The sequence below is a fragment of the Kribbella sp. NPDC023855 genome, assembly GCF_040639475.1.
Lineage (GTDB): Bacteria > Actinomycetota > Actinomycetes > Propionibacteriales > Kribbellaceae > Kribbella.
Map to the genome: position 1 here is coordinate 1 of NZ_JBFAAA010000015.1, position 15,874 is coordinate 15,874.

Sequence of the window (15,874 nt, forward strand, 5' to 3'; positions counted from 1 at the left end):
CCGCCGATTCCCTGGTCAGAGCTAGAGCAGAGGCTGTCTGGTGGAGCTTCAAACCGCGAACGACTCTTCAACGAAGCTAAGTTCAGTAAAGATGGCGGCGACAGCCCGGCTTGGTCACAGCACCGCGGTCCCTACGTCCCGCCTGTGGAGGACAAGCCGCAGCGCCCGGCCGGGCCGGTGACGCCATATGCGGAGCTGCATGCGCATTCGAACTTCAGCTTCCTCGATGGGGCCTCCTCCCCCGAGCACCTGGTCGAAGCGTCCGTCCGGCTGGGTCTGCACGCGATCGCGTTGACGGATCACGACGGTTTCTACGGTGCAGCGCGGTTCGCCGAGACCGCCGCGACGTACGACGTGACGACCGTCTACGGCGCTGAACTGTCGCTGGACCTGCAAGGCGCGCAGAACGGAGTCGCCGACCCTGCCGGCAGTCATCTACTGGTGCTGGCCGAGCAGAAGGAGGGCTACCACCACCTATCGGGCGCGATCACCGAGGCCCAGCTAGCTGGCGAGGAGAAGGGCCGGCCGGTCTACGACCTTGAAGACCTCGCAGCCCGCGGACGGGATCACTGGGTGATCCTGACCGGTTGCCGCAAAGGCGCAGTCCGCCAGGCACTCACCAATGCGACCTCGATCCAAGCTGGGGTCGCAGCCGCGCGAACCGAACTGGACCGGCTAATCGCCTTGTTCGGCCGGGAGCGGGTGGTGGTCGAGTTGATCGACCACCGCCTGCCAACCTCGTCAACCGAGAACCGCGCACTGGCCGAGCTGGCCCAGCAAGCAGGCCTCGCGACAGTTGCCACCGGCAACGTGCACTACGCCGAACCCCGCAACCATAAGCTCGCATCGGCGATCGCTGCAGTCAGAGCCCGCAGGAGCCTGGACGAGATGGACGGGTGGCTTCCACCGGGCCCGGTGGCCTTCCTGCACTCCGGTGCGGAGATGGCCGCCAAGTTCCACCGATTCCCTGACGCTGTGGCGCGGTCGGTTGAGCTTGCTGATCAGTTGGCATTCAACCTGCGCGCTGCGAAACCGCGGTTGCCGAAGATCGACGTACCGGCCGGGCATGACCAGATGTCGTGGCTGCGGCAGCTCGTCTTCGAGGGTGCGTTGGAGCGGTACGGAACTCGTGAGCAACGTCCGGACGCGTACCGGCGTCTCGAACGCGAGCTCGACGTCATCGAGGAACGCGACTTCCCCGGCTACTTCCTGATCGTGTGGGACATGGTCCGCTACGCGCGCGAACACCGCATCCTGTGCCAAGGCCGAGGATCAGCCGCGAATTCGGCGGTCGTGTTCTGCCTCGGCATCACCGCCGTCGACTCCATCCTGTACGGGCTCCCCTTCGAACGGTTCCTGGCCGCAACCCGAACCGAGGAACCCGACATCGACGTCGACTTTGACTCCGACCGGCGCGAAGAAGTCATCCAGTACGTCTACGACAAGTACGGCCGCCGCAACGCCGCCCAGGTCGCCAACGTCATCACCTATCGCCCCAAGATGGCGGTCCGCGACATGGCCAAAGCCCTCGGCTACTCCACCGGGCAACAGGATGCCTGGTCCAAACAGGTCGACGGTTGGGGCGCGCAGGTCACCTCAACCGATCACGACATCCCACCCATGGTCGTCGACATGGCCAGCGAACTCCTGAAGTTCCCGCGGCACCTCGGCATCCACTCCGGCGGGATGGTACTGACCGAACGTCCGGTGGGAGAGGTCGTGCCGATCGAGCACGCCCGGATGGAGAAACGCACCGTCCTGCAATGGGACAAGGACGACTGCGCCTACATGGGCCTGGTCAAGTTCGACATGCTCGGCCTCGGAATGCTCGCCGCCCTCCAGTACACCATCGACATGGTCGAAGACCGGCTCGGCGAGACCTGGGAACTCCACACCATCCCGAAGGAGGAACAAGGCGTCTACGACCAACTCTGCCGCGCCGACTCCGTCGGCGTCTTCCAGGTCGAATCCCGCGCCCAGATGGCAACACTCCCCCGGCTCCGCCCGCGACGGTTCTACGACCTGGCCTGCGAGATCGCGCTCATCCGCCCCGGCCCTATCCAAGGCGGCGCCGTCCATCCCTTCGTCCGGCGGATGACCGGCCAAGAACCCATCACCTACCCGCACCCCTTACTCGTGCCGGTCCTGGAACGCACCAAAGGCGTGCCCCTGTTCCAGGAACAGCTCATGCAGATGGCCATGGCGATCGGGGGAATCGACGGCGACGAAGCCGACCTGCTCCGCCGCGCGATGGGTTCCAAACGCGGCATCGAGAAGATCTCCTCGCTCAAAACCAAGCTGTACTCCGGTATGGCGGCCAACGGCATCACCGGCGAAACCGCCGACGCGATCTACGCCCGGATCGAAGCCTTCGCGAACTTCGGGTTCGCCGAGTCCCACTCCATCAGTTTTGCCCTGCTCGTCTACGCCTCCACCTGGTTCCGCCTGCACTACCCAGCGGCCTTCCTCGCTGCCCTCCTGCGCGCGCAACCCATGGGCTTCTACTCTCCACAATCCCTGGTCGCCGACGCGAAACGGCACGGCGTTGAAGTACGACGCCCCGACCTGCAACTGTCCGGTGCCAATGCGGAACTTGAGGACCTCGTCGACGGCCAACCGGCAGCCGTGACCGGGATGGCATCGTGCCTCGCCGACCCGCAGCCACCTATCGGCCCCTACGACGCCGATGCGTCCGATACCAGCGGCGACCACCGCCGCGATGGCACCTTCGCCGTCCGCCTCGGTTTAGCCGGCGTCAAGACCATCGGAGACAAGGTCGCCCAGACCATCGTTGAGCAACGCAATCTCCACGGTCCGTTCGCCGACATGGCCGACCTTGTACGCCGTACCGGCATCACTGCCGCGCAAGTCGAAGCTCTGGCCACCGCGGGCGTCTTCGACTGCTTCGGACTCAGCCGCCGCCAAGCACTGTGGGAGGCAGGCCGCGCAGCCGAAGAGCGCCCCGAACGCTTCGCCGGCGTCACTTCCGTCGGACCACCACCCACCCTGCCCGGCATGAACGATGACGAACTCACCATGGCCGACCTGTGGGCAACGGGCATAACCACCGGCAAACACCCCATGCAACACGTCCGCGAACACCTCACGGCACAAGGCATCCTGTCCGCCAAACAACTCCGCACAGCCACACCCAACACCCGCGTCCGCGCCGCCGGTGTAGTCACCCACCGCCAACGCCCCGCAACCGCCTCCGGCGTCACCTTCATCAACCTCGAAGACGAAACCGGAATGATCAACGTCATCGTCTCCCAAGGCTGCTGGAACCGGCATCGCAAGATCGCCCGAGACTCCTCGGCTCTCATCATCCGCGGCCGCCTAGAACGAGCGAACGGAGTCACCAACCTCATCGCCGACCGCCTCGAACGACTCCCGATGACCGCCCGCACCCAGTCGAGAGACTTCAGATGACCTGTAAGTCCCAGGCTCATTCGCCGAACCACTCACATCATCGTCAGTTCAGACTTGGTCCGGAATCCTCGATGCCCGACGAGTAGTAGTGCTGGTTGCCGCTGTCCTTGCGACCGCCTCGACGACCGGTCTCGGGTCCCTTCACGACCAAGTCCGCGAGCAATCTGAGGCGACCCGGGTTCGCCAGCAGCGGGCCGGCAGGGCGTTGCAGCAGGCGGACGTTATCGAACACCTGCGTTAGGTCGATAGCGTTGCGGATTGCTCGCTCACCGTCCGCCAGATGCCCGGGCACTGTCACGATCACCCGGCTGGCGGTGCTGTACTGATGCAGGATCTGCGCCTGCGCAGTCGAGACGGCCGACCCGATCAGCGGAATGCCGACATGACGCGGCTCATTCGAGTAACGGACCGCCAGATCGATCCCGATGGCATCCAGCGGATGATCGACGAGAACCGCCGTTGCTCCTGCCTCGAGAAGGTCGATCTGCTCCAGCACTCCGGCGAGCGCGGCCGAGGAACGATGCACCGGCGTCTCCGGCGTGATCACGCGGGCTGCTCCACCACGATCGATGCCCACGAAGCCCACCGGGTCCAGTCTCCGGTCACGTGAAACCACGACCAGCTGATCTCTGTATCGGTCCACCACACCGTCACCGGTCCAACTGACCAGCCCTGCCCGCATCATCGTCTCGCGGCCGAATCCCTTCTTCTGCAGGTGATCCATCAGCCGCGTCCCGCTGTCGGGTGCGTATCCGACCTGCCACGCCGACCCCAAATCCAGAGCCGTCTCAACACCCCAGGCTCTGAGGAGTGCGGCCGGCCACGGTTCGGATGTCCGAAGCAGCTCCTGCCGATAGAAGACAGCTGCCTCTGCATTTGCCGCATGGAGCCATCGCTCCTCTGGTGACGCGGCACCTCCGGCTTCACCGCCACTCATCACAGCCTCCCGGACACGACTACCTGTGCTTTCGCGTCCAAGATGGCTGCCTTTCGACCTCTCCAGAACCCGGATCTGCGATTCAAGGAGTCGGCCTACCGCTACCTGATGGGAGCGGCATGTCGACCGGTCTGCACTCCAAGCTCGCGCCAGTGGATTGTCGGCGGCGGCCCGAAACCCACGAGCTGATCGATGTGATGGGGCGCTACACCCGCCCGACGAAGTTATCCACAGGTAGACACCGATTGTTCGGCGTTGTCAGCCGTCGAGTTAGTAGCGTGTTGGCGAAGGTGGGGCGGTCGGAGACTCTCGGCGTGTCGCGGGTCGCCTCGAAATGTCCCCAAATGTCTTAGGTTAGGGTCTGTGGCGAACGAACGGCTGCGAGCGGCGATGGTGGAGCACGGGCTCACTCATCTCGCGCTCGCCGAAGAGCTCGGTGTGAACGTGAAGACGGTCGAGCGCTGGGTTGTGGGTGACTTCGTACCATTCCCCCGCAACCGGCATCGGCTGGCGATCAGACTGGACCGGGATGAGTCGTACCTCTGGCCTGACGCGGTGCCGCGGGATCGGGTCACTGCATTGTCGCAGAGCGAGGTCGTTCGGGTCTATCCGCACCGCTCCGACATGCCGAGAGACGAGTGGCTACGGTTGTTCGACTCGGCCACGAAGGAGATCGGCGCCTTGGTGTACGCCGGGCTCTTCTTCGCCGAAGACACTGGGCTTGAGCGGATCCTTGTGAAGAAGGCCAAGGCCGGAGTTCGAATCCGGATGCTGCTCGGCGATCCGGATGACCCACACATCGCGGAGCGCGGTGAAGAGGAAGGTATCGGCGACGGCCTCTCCTTCAAGATCCGCAACGCCCTGGTGCTCTTCCGCCGACTTCGGGAAACCGAGGGCATCGACTTCCGGTTGCACCGGACAGTGCTCTACAACTCGATCTACGTCATCGACGATCAACTGCTGGTCAACACCCACATCTATGGCCTGCCGGCGCCCCGCGCACCGATCTGGCACCTGCGCAAAGTGCCGGGCGGCGAGCTGACGCAGCTCTACCGGGACAGTTTCGATCGTGTATGGGACGTTTCTCACCCGCTGCGCGAGGAGGATTGATGGGCCGCCGGATCGACTACTACGACGACCCCGCAGCACCGGCGGCGAACAGCATGGTGCCGTCGGTCAACGTCATCATCGAGAACGACACCGGCAAGATTCTGATGATCCGCCGCTCCGACAACGGCAACTGGGCCATCCCGGGCGGAGCGATCGACCTTGGCGAGTCGCTGTCGCAGGCCGCAGTACGGGAGACCAAGGAAGAGTCCGGGATCGAATGCGAGGTGATCGACGTGGTCGGCATCTACACCGATCCCAAGCACATCATCCTCTACACCAGCAACGGCGAGGCCCGGCAGGAGTTCTCGATCGTCCTGCGCGCCCGCGCCACCGGCGGGCAACTCACGACGAGTTCCGAGTCCACCGCGGTCAGCTGGGTTTCTCGCTCTGAGCTCGCCAGCCTTCAGATGGACCAGTCGATGCGTCGCCGGATCGACCACTACCTCGAGGGCGCCGCTACACCGCACATCGACTGAGTCACTGCCCAAAGGACAGCAGCGGTACGTCGTACAGGTCGGCGCGCGGTATCCGGCTGAAACTCGGGGACTTCACCTCCACGACATACATCTCGGTCAGGAACTGGATCTTCGCACCAAGCAGATGACTGGTATGAGCGGCCGCCGACTGTGCTTTGAGACCGACCGAGACATGGATATGCGGGCGGACGGTCCCGGTCGCTTCGTCGTACGCCAGAGTGCCACCGCCAAAGGCCTCGGCGTTCTCGAGGTGGACCGAACTCCACACCGGAGCATCAGGGTTCTCGAGCTTCTCGCAAGTGCCGACGAGTTGGACCTCGCGCAGGCCCGCGATGAACATCGGGATGAAGCCTTGCCGCACGTCATGTTCGGCACAGAATTCGGCCAGCGCCGCGTAGAAGTCGTCGCCGTGATCGAAGTGGACGGCGAAGGTGCGGCCCATGGTGAGTTCAGCAGCGTGCAAGACAGGCTCCTTCAATTGTGATGATGTGGGCGATGTAGCGGATCGCGGTATCCAGTCCCCTGGTGGAGAGATGCCGGCTGCGCGGTTGAGCGATCCCATCGATACCAGCTGCGGCCAGCTCCTCGCACCTTTGCCGGAACCAGGACCAGGAGATGCCGAGGTAGTCAGCCGTCGCTTCCAGTCGTCCAGCAGATCTTTCGCAGGCGATCACAGACTCCCCCTCGAGCCGTCTGGCAATGTCCCGGTACGTCGAGTGGCGCTTCGGCCGGGGACGCGCGTCTACGCGCCAAATCCCATCGCCCCCTAGCCAGTTGGCCTCGATCGCCGCATCAGCCAGGACGAAGCCTCCAATATCGCCCAGCGCGGGTTCGGTGGTGAGTTCCACAGTTATCCCGAACGCCTCCATCAGGGCCATCGTGAGCAGGAGAAGGACTCGCTCATAGCGTGGCGACGTCTGAACCTCCTGCTCGGGCACGCAGAACGCGCGTCGGATGCCGGTGAAGCGTTTGGAGGTGTACCGGAGGTAGTCGAGTTTATGGTTCCACAGCAGCCAGTTCGAGGCCTCCTCTCCCCGCTGCTCTCGTGTCCAGAAGAACGGCGTTTCGGAGAGCCTCCCCAGATGCCGGCTGATGTGGCGCGAGCAGAACGTGGACCCCAACCACAGGCTCGCTACCGGATTCAGGTCTGGCACCTCGCTCATGGATGCCTCCGATGCCGGCTGCTCCACATAGTGAGCCAATCTCATCTGGCTGACTTCCAGCTGAGCATCGTCAGCAAGCAACGCACTGTCGGTGTTCACGACGGCCCAGATGATGCCAGTCGTGAGCTCGTCGATGACATGGGCCGAAGCCACCGGCTGACGATTGGTACGGCGGCCTCTCCGCGGCGCGAACCGACGACCGTCGGATACGTAGTACTTGCCCTCGGCATCTGACGTGACGATCGCGTTCCAGCGATCGGTACGGCGAAGCGATGTCGAAAGCTGCTCTGTGGGTTCGATCATCAGCCATCCGCGTCCGCTTTCTTCAGCGACGCAATGATGCAACATCAGTTCGGCGCCCGAGAATGACCGCCCGGCCGGCAACTCGACGACCCTGCTCGCCCCGGTGGGAACGACAGCTTGGCTCTTTATCAAGTCAGAAAGGACAACTGACGACGGTTCCGGAGAGCTGCGAATGACGCGCCGTTTGTAGAAACCGAGCTCTACTGGGTCGGATGCCCCAAGAATCCGGCAGAGCGCTGCGCGAACGTCCGCGGTGGGCCAGGTGTACCAGCCTCGTTCCCAATCGGAGATCGACTTGGCGGTGATCACAGTCACCTCGCCTGTGGCTCGGTAGATCTCCGCATTGACCTGATCAGCCAACGCTCCTTGCGTCATCGCGCCGCGTGCAGCCCGCAATGCCTTGTTGGGTTGTCGGTGGGCATCCCTCATGCGCCCACAATGCAGTGCCTGGGAAGAAATCGTTACGGCATCACGGAACATCTGGCAGACATCTCGACCTGTCCGAAATGCTCTCAGGTATCAGCCAGTCGTAGCCGCACGTCTCGGGCGGTCTTCAGCAAGCATGGCGTCGCCCGAGTGATTGACCGATGAACAACGTGGTCCGCCGGATAACGCTGCAGGATCTCCCCCAACCGCTCCTCGACATCCACCGGCCGGCCGTCGACATCAGCAGTCAGATCGCAGTATGTCAGCGCCTCGAGCAGTTCGCGGTCCGGAGACGGAAACTCCTCGGTCAGACTGTCGATACCTCGTTCGGCCGCCTCGATGACGGCGCAGGTGTGATGTGCGACCAGCCGGCAGACGACCTCGTCGACGTCAAGCACGTCGCGAAGGTAGCGCGCGCCGTCAAGCGGATGGAACCCAGAGACCACGAGCGTTGAGGAATAGCCGATGTCGTGGAGCCAGGCGGCCACTTCGATGAGCTCATCGTCCGGATCCAGCGTCCGGGCCAGCTCGCGCGCACGCCGGGCGACGCCTTGAGTGTGCGCCCATCGCCTAGGCAGTTCCTCAGCGAGCAAATCGCGAGCCACCAACTGCGCGTCGGCTGAACTAATCACCCAGCCGAGACTACCTGCGGCCGGCGTCCAACGCAGCCGCTCTTCCTAAAGTCCAGATCCGCTCGAAGCTGGTCAAGTAGGACCGAAACATCTCACTGTCGGCACCATCACGGAAGTGGTAGACCGGTGACCGCGCCGCCGGGATGCCGAAGGCGTGTTGGTTCACCAGCAGTTGCCCGTCCGACCTGTACATCGAGTTGTACAAAACGGTGTCATGAAGTCTGAGTTCGACGCCGTCCTGCTGGAGGAGAGGACCAAGGCAGGCGATCGCGTTGCGGATCTTCATACTCATCGCCTCGCCAATCTCCTCTTCGACGCCTCGGCGATCGACGTTCCTGCCTTCCGGATCGCCCAAGGCGATTCGTATTCTTACGCCTTGGGCGGCCTTCTGGCCCAGAAGGCCGACGAGCCTCGCATCCTCGGCGAGGAACAGAGCGCTGTAGGCAAGGACGCCGATCTCGGACTCCGCTGCGGAGAAAAGGGACAGCCAGCTCTGCTGACTGATAGCCATCCTCCGTGGATAGACTGCCGCCAGTTCCAAGGGGCGGTCCCCGCCTGCACCGAGCATGCACAGGCTGGGCCAGAGAGCCGTCTCTTCGATACCGAGGAGCCGGGCAATCGCCGCGCGGGTCTGCGGGTGCGGCACCTGACCCTTCAGCCAGTTCCGCACGGTCTTCGGATCCACAGCAAGTCGCGCCGACAAATCCACCTCCGTCAGCTGCGCGTCGAACATCGCGCGCCGCAGGACTTCGTTCATAGTGCCGCACCCTTACCAGCGAGTAGATGTCGGTAAATGTCCATCACGGACGGTAGCACGAAATGTCCCTAAATGTCCGTCGATGCGGTGCCGCTGTCCGGTGCCATCCAGGCAGGCTTAAGCCACTCTCGGCGGAAGGCGCCGAGTGCTTGACCGGGAAGGATCGGCAGCAATGGTCAGGAGCGCGGTGCCCTTACCGACGGACCGTCGTGTCCAAGTGGCTGGGTCCGAGCCAGACGCTGCTGCGCAGTACGGGGTGGCGATGCGGCGACGTTCCGCAAGCTGGTTGGTCCACCCTGGAGCCGCTGAGCGAGCCGTCGACGAGCCAGCTCCTACAGGAGCCAATGCCCGAGTTCTCGTGGCGGAACCCCATGACCGAGGCGGGATCGATCCGGACTCTCTCATCGGACACCCGGCGGCTCCTCACCGCCTGGTCTCGGTGCCGCCTCCTATGACCGGAGCCCCTGGCTTACTCAGCGCCCCTGGCTGAGGCCCCTCCCTGAGAGTCAGGGGCTCCACTGAACCGGCAGGTGGGCGCTAGGACCATCAACGACGCCCACCTGCCGTTCCAACCTGCCGCCGCGGCGAGCCCACGTTGCCATCGACGACGTGGGCTCGGCGAATGCGCATCAAATCGCGGCCCACCGGCGACGTAACCGCTGCACCGGGCCTGGACCGGACACAGGAGATCCGATCTTGACGAGCGACATAGCCGGTACCGACGCCCAACTCGCACAGCAGATCAACGCTCTGCTCGGGCAAGGGCTGCCGGACGGTGAGACGCTGCAACTGATCCGCCGGCTCGTGGAACCAGCGAGGCCCGAGGTGCCCGGGACCGCGTGGGAACGGCATGATGACCCGGAGCAGTCCGGCGGCGATCGTGCCTGACACCGTGCCGGACCTGTGCATGACCCAGGCGAGGGTCTGGCGCGTCTGGAACGCGCTTCTCGGCGAGAAAGACAACTTCGCCGCCGACCGAGAGGTCGCTGCCCGGCTGCTCGTACACAGCCCAGACATCGGCGATCTGGCGCGGACGAGCCATTCGTTTTCCCAACGAGCCTGCGAATACCTCGCTCTGCAGGCGATCGACCAGTTCATCGACTGCAACCCCTGCACACCCTTCGCCAACCCAACGCACGAGATCGTGCAAAAGGTCAACAAAGACGCACGAGTGCTCTACGTCAGCGGAGACCCGATCGAACTAGCTCATGCACAGGCGTTGCTGAATCCTGACTACCGGACCCACGGAGTCGACGCGGACATCTTCAATATCAGCGACCTCTACGAGCGCACCGACGCCGCCGACTTCCTCGACTGGTCACGTCCGATCGCGCTCATTCTCGCCGGCCCCCTCCCGCTCGCACCCGGCACCGCTGCTGATGCCGCCGCAATCATGCAGGCCCACGTCGCCCAGCTCTGCCCCGGCTCGTACACAGCCGTGACCCACTGGCTACAACCGTCAACGGGGCCGACGCGGCAAACCTCCAGCCTCATAGAAGTCGAGCTCCTCAGCGAGTTCGGCGCGGGAATATTCTGCACACGCGAGGAGATCAAAGCGTTGTTCCCCGACCAAGTCCTCGTCGACCCGGGTCTCGTACAGTGCGACGACTGGCCGACGAGAACAGGCGACCGCAAGCGCAACTGGGTCGAGAAATGCTCCGTCGGAGCTGTCGGCCGAAAGCACTGAGTCCCCACGGCGATCGCAGCCGTTCTACTCCGCGCTGCCCTGCTGAGGCGACTGATAGCCGTCGCCTCCCGAAGCGCGCGTGGCGACCAAGCCGTCCTTGCTACCCGCCTCTTCACCTGAGAATTCGCTCCGCTCGGCGACGCCAGCCGCGGCGCCTTCGGCAAGTCCCATTTGCTGGCACACCTAAAGCGTCTATGCGGGCAGCGAAAGCGGCTCCTCCTCGTCCACCTGCGCAGGGTGCGGTTGCGGCCTGCGGCCCCGCAACTGTACGGAGTAGGGATCGGGCTGCCGTAGTCGTAGAGTTCCATCCCGAGCACGGCTCTTGGACTCGGTGATCAGCTCACGCGGATTCGATCGATTCGGCGGCTGGCGCGGCTCCAACTCGTATCCCTGATCAGCCGGTTAGGGTCATACGTCGCCGTCGTGGCGCCAATCGTGTGCGACGTGACATTGCCGGCCGCGGCGCACACATACGACTCATTGTCGCCCCACCGCCACGCCGGTCTTCGTGACCGACTAGAGCTTCCGCGCCCGCGTGTACACACACGCTGACCTGCTCGCCCGTTTCGATGACTCCTTCTACTGCCCCGACCAGACCGTTGTCGATCGCATCGTTAAAGGAGTCGCCGGGGCTCGGATCGACGATCTTGATGCCATCTGAGAAGTCGAGGCTGCAGTCAGCGCCACAGATTTCGAGGCTGGCGCCGATGAAGCCTCCACTGCCCTCCCCCTCTGGCGAGCTGAGGTGACCGTCGAGTTCGATCCGGCTGATCGGGATGCCACCGCCGAACATGTAGCCATTTCAATGGGTCTGAATCGGGCTGACCCACTGCTTGCCAGGCGCCAGCGTCGTCTTTCTTCCGAACGCCTGTCGACGCTCGCCGTCTGACCCGTTCCACCTGCGCGCAACGGGAAGACGCTGCGGATCATGACAAGCTGGTGTGACCACCCCTGCTCCTACACCATCTTCTGCATCCGCCACCATTCGGGTCTCACTGGCGCCGAACTGGCCGACGCGCTCGAACGCACCGTCTGCGGCCTTCAAGAACCTTGAACGAACCGTCTCTGCATGCCCGACTTCTACAGGTGAAGATCCCTGCCCCAAGAGGACTCCGACGCATCCAGAACCTGATAGAAGCTGGCCGTGTCTGGATCGAAGATCACAAGCAGGTTGTCTGGCTGGTAGTCCGGCACGCCTCCGCGAAGCTCCCCTAATGCCACAACGACACTAGCCTGCCCCACGAAGTCAATCCGCAGAGCCCACAATGACTCGACACCATCCCCCGATGGCTGCATCGCTATCCCAAATCCAGCGATCTCTGAAGTCATCAAGAACTGCCACGGCGGGAGACTAGCGACGTCATGAGCATCGGCAATGCCTGCAGTCGCGGCTTCATTAGGCACACCTACGATATCAAGGAACTCGTGGCCGTCAATAATGCGCCATTCCAGTACTATCGTCTGCGATGCGGTCGATATTACGACAGCCTGATCCACTTCGTGGATCATCGCTCCCTCATTCCAACCAAGATCCATAGGCGCATCATTGGAACACTTATAATAAACGCTCGTTACGCTTTGGCCGACCACTGAACGAAGGACGCCAAGAGAGGTATGGAACGCATTGTTGGGCTGATTAGCAGAATTCTTCATGAGAATTATCCGAAGTATCTAAATGCGCCGCTTGCATCGTTGGCGCCGCTGGTCTTCTCGACCAGCGTCCGCAACAGGCCATCTCGTGGTACGTCTGCGTGGTGACATTGCCGTTCGGCTTCGTGACGGTCGACCGTAGACCGCGGGGGTCGTAGGCGTACTACCAGGTGTCTAGTGACAGGGTCGGCGTCGTACCGCGTCATACGCCGACTCAGAGGCGCTCGTGTCCAACGCAGGCCCCGATGATCCGCTGGTAGCCGGCGCACTCGATCTCGGGAGGGAGGATCAGGGGTGCGCCACAGACCCACTTCGAAGGTCCACGCGCACTTCTGGGCCGTCCATCTGGGAGATCAACACGCTTTCATTCTCCCAGCGCACGTCGGTGACGATATCTAGATTCACCCGCCACTCAATCTCCCCAGTGCTACACACAGCAAAGAGTCCGGCTTCTGCCAGAACGATTAGCCGATCCAGGCGAGAGTTAAGTCTAAGGCTATCGAACCTCGAATCGAGGCCGATCTCGCGATCGACTGCCATGCTGGGCGAGATTCGATATAGGTGCGAGTTACAGCCAATCCAACGCGCCCCACCCCACGCGCTACCAAAGATCGTGGGGGATTCAAATTCCGAGTTCATTTGAATCCCTACAGCTGATCCCTGACCACCCTGCCCAGCATCATCCATCGAGGAGAAGACATACACGGGACCAGAGCCGGATCCGTACTCGTTCGCAATGTCCAGGTCGGCGGACGATCCGGCACGAGCTTCTCCGGGGCTGGACCAAACCGAACACTCCATTACACTGTTACCGAATGAAATCGTGAACATCGACACAATCGCCCCCCTATCTCCCGTATCTCGAATTAGATCCGTACAATTGCCCGGTGATCAATTTATTGCCATCCCAGATCGTCTCAGTCTTGAGCATTCCACCGGGCCCTATCAAGAGGCCGTCCCTAACCGTGCGTCCATTCTCCTGAACGCGCACCACGGAGTTGGGGTTATGGAACACCTCGTTAAGGTGCGCAGAGAAGAGCGCACGTCCTCCAGCGCTGTCGCCGATCCCAATCCGGTTCAACTGGCTGGCCATGTCACCACTTCGCTGAATGTTGTGAGCATTCCCGGTGGCGTTCCCAAAGAAGTACTCCAGTTTAGTGCCAATTTCAGGCCCACAGGAATTGTGGACCAGTACGGGGGTGTCGCCCGCGACTACATAGTAGGTGTGGATGTCGTCGACGGTGAGGTTGTAGGCGGCGGCGACGCGTTGGGAGCTGCCGCGGAGGCTCATGACGCGGATCAGTTGTCCGTCGGCGGAAAGTAGTCGGTCGCCTGGTCCGACTTGGTCGGCGCGCTGGTACTCGCGGTCGGTGGCGTTCCAGAACGGGTGGTCCTCGGTGGTGGTGAGGACGCCGCCGTCGACCTCGAGCTCGAGCAGTGTGTCGGTGTGGACCCACAAGTGGGTGACCTTGCGTGGGCCGCGTTCGCCGGTCTTGGGATCGGTGGCCAGGACCGCGTCGCCGACCTTGACCTGTGAGATGGGCTTGCGTGAGCCGTCGGCCATCAGCACGGTCGTGGCGCCGGAGAATGAGCACGTATGGGACGCCGCCTTTGCAGCGGCCTTCTCGCTGAGGGTGATGGCTGTTCGGTCGGCGGTTCGTGCGGCGACGCCGATGGATCCGGTGGGGATGAGCATGGGCCCGAAGAAGCGGCCGGCTTGGTAGGCGGTGCTGTCTGTTTCAGCGGCACCGGTCTTCTGAACGAGGTTGTGGAATAGCTGGCTGTCCGCTGTTCCCGTCGCCTTGCGGAGGGGGTGATCGGGCTGACCTGCTCGCCCGTTTCGATGACTCCTTCTACCGCCCCGACCAGACCGTTGTCGATCGCATCGTTAAAGGAGTCGCCGGGGCTCGGATCGACGATCTTGATGCCATCTGAGAAGTCGAGGCTGCAGTCAGCGCCACAGATTTCGAGGCTGGCGCCGATGAAGCCTCCACTGCCCTCCCCCTCCGGCGAGCTTAGGTGACCGTCGAGTTCGATCCGGCTGATCGGGTTGCCACCGCCGAACATGTAGCGGTTCGTGTTCCACGGTCCTGAGCCCAGGGTCATGTCCTTCAACGCTCCGGCGTACATGTCCCGGGACAGGAACCGGTTCAGACTTGGGTTGTATTCGCGGAAGCCCATGTCGTAGGTGCCGGTGGCGCCGTTGATGCGTTTGCTGTTGAAGCGGTAGGGGTTGACGACGTCGGCGTCCTGGGCGGGGACGCCGGTGATGGCGTCTTCGCCGGTGGTGCCGGTTTTGTCGGTTTGGCCGTAGGCGGTGTAGCGGTACGTCGAGGTGGTCTGGCCAGTCGAGTCGGTGAGGGTTCCTACGTCGCTGTGGGGGTTGGTGCCGTAGAACGACTTCTTGCTGGTGGTGGTGTTGATCGGGGTGTCGGTCAGGGAGAGGTTTTCGCCGGTGGCGCCGTAGGCGTAGGACTTGGTGACTTTGTACGCGCCTGCGGTGTCTTTTTGTTCCTCGAGCGCTACCTGGTCGCCCAGGCCGACGAAGGTGTAGCGGGTGCTGACCGCTTGCGCGGTGCCGACCTTCTTCGACTCTGCAGTCGTCCGGTCGAACGGATCGAACGGATCGAACGCCGCCATCTTTACGAACAGTTGAGTGCCGGCCGAGTCGAACTTCTGCTGCCGGACCACGCGGTCGTAGGCGTTCTGTTCGACGACCTGCGCGCCGGCATCTGTCGTGGTTGAGCGGCCGAACGGGTCGTAGCGGTGGTTCAGGGTGGTCGCGCCCGAGACAGTCTTGATCAGCCGGTTGCGGTCATAGGTCGTCGTCGCGCCGATCGTCTGCGACGTGACGTTACCGGCCGCGTCCTACACACACGACTCGTTATCGCCCTTCTCCGCACCGGTCTTCGTGACCGACTGCAGCTTCCGGGAAGGCGTGTACACGTACGTCGATGCCTGGTCCAGATAGTTGCTCGAGCCAGGCTGGTCGACCTTCTCGACATCCTGCGACCGGTCACCGTCGAGGGTGTACCTCAACGAGTGCGACGACACGAGTTGCGCGCCGCTGACGCCACTGGTCTTCTCCACCAGCGTCCGCAACAGACCGTCCTCGTGGTAGGTCTGCGTGGTGACGTTCCCGTTCGGCTTGGTCACCGTCGACCGCAAACCACGCGGGTCATAGGTGTACTGCCAGGTGTCCAGAGACGAGGTCGAAGCGGAGCCGACCTTCACCGATCAGAACGAGTGCTCCAGGCCCAATGTGTCATCGTGCTCATTGTGGACTCTATAGAGAGTCCACCAT

At 63.1% G+C, this 15,874-nt stretch carries 15 protein-coding genes; 5 read left to right on the plus strand and 10 right to left on the minus strand.

Features of this window, described 5'->3' with window-relative positions; all coding sequences use genetic code 11:
* Positions 1–3,429: error-prone DNA polymerase (locus AB0F51_RS34770; RefSeq protein ID WP_360287039.1), on the plus strand; the 3,429-nt coding region annotated here is incomplete at its 5' end.
* Between the two features lie 43 nt (positions 3,430–3,472).
* Here AB0F51_RS34770 and AB0F51_RS34775 read toward each other — a convergent pair.
* Positions 3,473–4,366 (minus strand): hypothetical protein, encoded by an 894-nt coding sequence (locus AB0F51_RS34775; protein ID WP_360287041.1) that lies wholly within the window; start codon positions 4,364–4,366, stop codon positions 3,473–3,475.
* 363 nt (positions 4,367–4,729) lie between these two features.
* On the opposite strand from AB0F51_RS34775, the gene AB0F51_RS34780 reads away from it, so the two are divergent.
* Both AB0F51_RS34780 and AB0F51_RS34785 read left to right on the plus strand, forming a co-directional pair.
* Positions 4,730–5,476 carry a helix-turn-helix transcriptional regulator gene (locus tag AB0F51_RS34780; protein WP_360287043.1) on the plus strand — a complete coding sequence of 249 codons (747 nt, stop codon included), beginning with the start codon at positions 4,730–4,732 and terminating at the stop codon, positions 5,474–5,476.
* Positions 5,476–5,952: an NUDIX domain-containing protein gene (locus AB0F51_RS34785; RefSeq protein WP_360287045.1), complete on the plus strand. Its 477-nt coding sequence runs from the start codon at positions 5,476–5,478 to the stop codon at positions 5,950–5,952. The genes AB0F51_RS34780 and AB0F51_RS34785 overlap by 1 nt, the downstream gene beginning before the upstream one ends.
* Before the next feature lies 1 nt (position 5,953).
* Here the strand turns inward: AB0F51_RS34785 and AB0F51_RS34790 are convergent, their stop codons facing one another.
* From AB0F51_RS34790 to AB0F51_RS34805, 4 genes are all read right to left on the minus strand, one after another.
* Entirely contained in the window at positions 5,954–6,415 is a 462-nt protein-coding gene (locus AB0F51_RS34790) for a DUF296 domain-containing protein (protein WP_360287047.1), read from the minus strand.
* Complete coding sequence (locus AB0F51_RS34795; RefSeq protein WP_360287050.1) at positions 6,402–7,847, minus strand: helix-turn-helix transcriptional regulator; 1,446 nt, start codon at positions 7,845–7,847, stop codon at positions 6,402–6,404. Before AB0F51_RS34795 ends, AB0F51_RS34790 begins: the two co-directional genes overlap by 14 nt.
* An 83-nt stretch (positions 7,848–7,930) precedes the next feature.
* Positions 7,931–8,476: an HD domain-containing protein gene (locus AB0F51_RS34800; RefSeq protein ID WP_360287053.1), complete on the minus strand. Its 546-nt coding sequence runs from the start codon at positions 8,474–8,476 to the stop codon at positions 7,931–7,933.
* A gap of 10 nt (positions 8,477–8,486) precedes the next feature.
* Entirely contained in the window at positions 8,487–9,233 is a 747-nt protein-coding gene (locus AB0F51_RS34805; protein ID WP_360287056.1) for an XRE family transcriptional regulator, read from the minus strand.
* Positions 9,234–9,929: 696 nt separating this feature from the next.
* On the opposite strand from AB0F51_RS34805, the gene AB0F51_RS34810 reads away from it, so the two are divergent.
* Positions 9,930–10,121 (plus strand): hypothetical protein, encoded by a 192-nt coding sequence (locus AB0F51_RS34810; RefSeq protein ID WP_360287059.1) that lies wholly within the window; start codon positions 9,930–9,932, stop codon positions 10,119–10,121.
* Positions 10,114–10,920: an SAM-dependent methyltransferase gene (locus AB0F51_RS34815; RefSeq protein WP_360287062.1), complete on the plus strand. Its 807-nt coding sequence runs from the start codon at positions 10,114–10,116 to the stop codon at positions 10,918–10,920. Before AB0F51_RS34810 ends, AB0F51_RS34815 begins: the two co-directional genes overlap by 8 nt.
* Positions 10,921–11,314: 394 nt before the next feature.
* Here the strand turns inward: AB0F51_RS34815 and AB0F51_RS34820 are convergent, their stop codons facing one another.
* From AB0F51_RS34820 to AB0F51_RS34840, 5 genes are all read right to left on the minus strand, one after another.
* On the minus strand, positions 11,315–11,713 hold the full coding sequence (locus AB0F51_RS34820) for a hypothetical protein (RefSeq protein ID WP_360287065.1): 399 nt from the start codon (positions 11,711–11,713) through the stop codon (positions 11,315–11,317).
* Between the two features lie 287 nt (positions 11,714–12,000).
* Positions 12,001–12,573, minus strand: coding sequence for a hypothetical protein (locus AB0F51_RS34825; protein ID WP_360287068.1), 573 nt, complete (start codon positions 12,571–12,573; stop codon positions 12,001–12,003).
* Between the two features lie 844 nt (positions 12,574–13,417).
* Entirely contained in the window at positions 13,418–14,134 is a 717-nt protein-coding gene (locus AB0F51_RS34830) for a polymorphic toxin-type HINT domain-containing protein (protein WP_360287071.1), read from the minus strand.
* Positions 14,134–15,210 (minus strand): RHS repeat-associated core domain-containing protein, encoded by a 1,077-nt coding sequence (locus AB0F51_RS34835; RefSeq protein WP_360287074.1) that lies wholly within the window; start codon positions 15,208–15,210, stop codon positions 14,134–14,136. Before AB0F51_RS34835 ends, AB0F51_RS34830 begins: the two co-directional genes overlap by 1 nt.
* A 228-nt stretch (positions 15,211–15,438) precedes the next feature.
* Positions 15,439–15,804, minus strand: coding sequence for a hypothetical protein (locus tag AB0F51_RS34840; protein WP_360287077.1), 366 nt, complete (start codon positions 15,802–15,804; stop codon positions 15,439–15,441).
* Positions 15,805–15,874: the final 70 nt, after the last annotated feature.

Coding starts and splice junctions, on each gene's coding strand:
- AB0F51_RS34825 (WP_360287068.1), bottom strand. CDS start 12,573: ATGAAGAATTCTGCTAATCAGCCCAACAATGCGTTCCATACCTCTCTT.
- AB0F51_RS34795 (WP_360287050.1), bottom strand. CDS start 7,847: ATGAGGGATGCCCACCGACAACCCAACAAGGCATTGCGGGCTGCACGC.
- AB0F51_RS34785 (WP_360287045.1), top strand. CDS start 5,476: ATGGGCCGCCGGATCGACTACTACGACGACCCCGCAGCACCGGCGGCG.
- AB0F51_RS34805 (WP_360287056.1), bottom strand. CDS start 9,233: ATGAACGAAGTCCTGCGGCGCGCGATGTTCGACGCGCAGCTGACGGAG.
- AB0F51_RS34820 (WP_360287065.1), bottom strand. CDS start 11,713: ATGTTCGGCGGTGGCATCCCGATCAGCCGGATCGAACTCGACGGTCAC.
- AB0F51_RS34775 (WP_360287041.1), bottom strand. CDS start 4,366: ATGAGTGGCGGTGAAGCCGGAGGTGCCGCGTCACCAGAGGAGCGATGG.
- AB0F51_RS34835 (WP_360287074.1), bottom strand. CDS start 15,210: ATGGCGGCGTTCGATCCGTTCGATCCGTTCGACCGGACGACTGCAGAG.
- AB0F51_RS34830 (WP_360287071.1), bottom strand. CDS start 14,134: ATGGCCGACGGCTCACGCAAGCCCATCTCACAGGTCAAGGTCGGCGAC.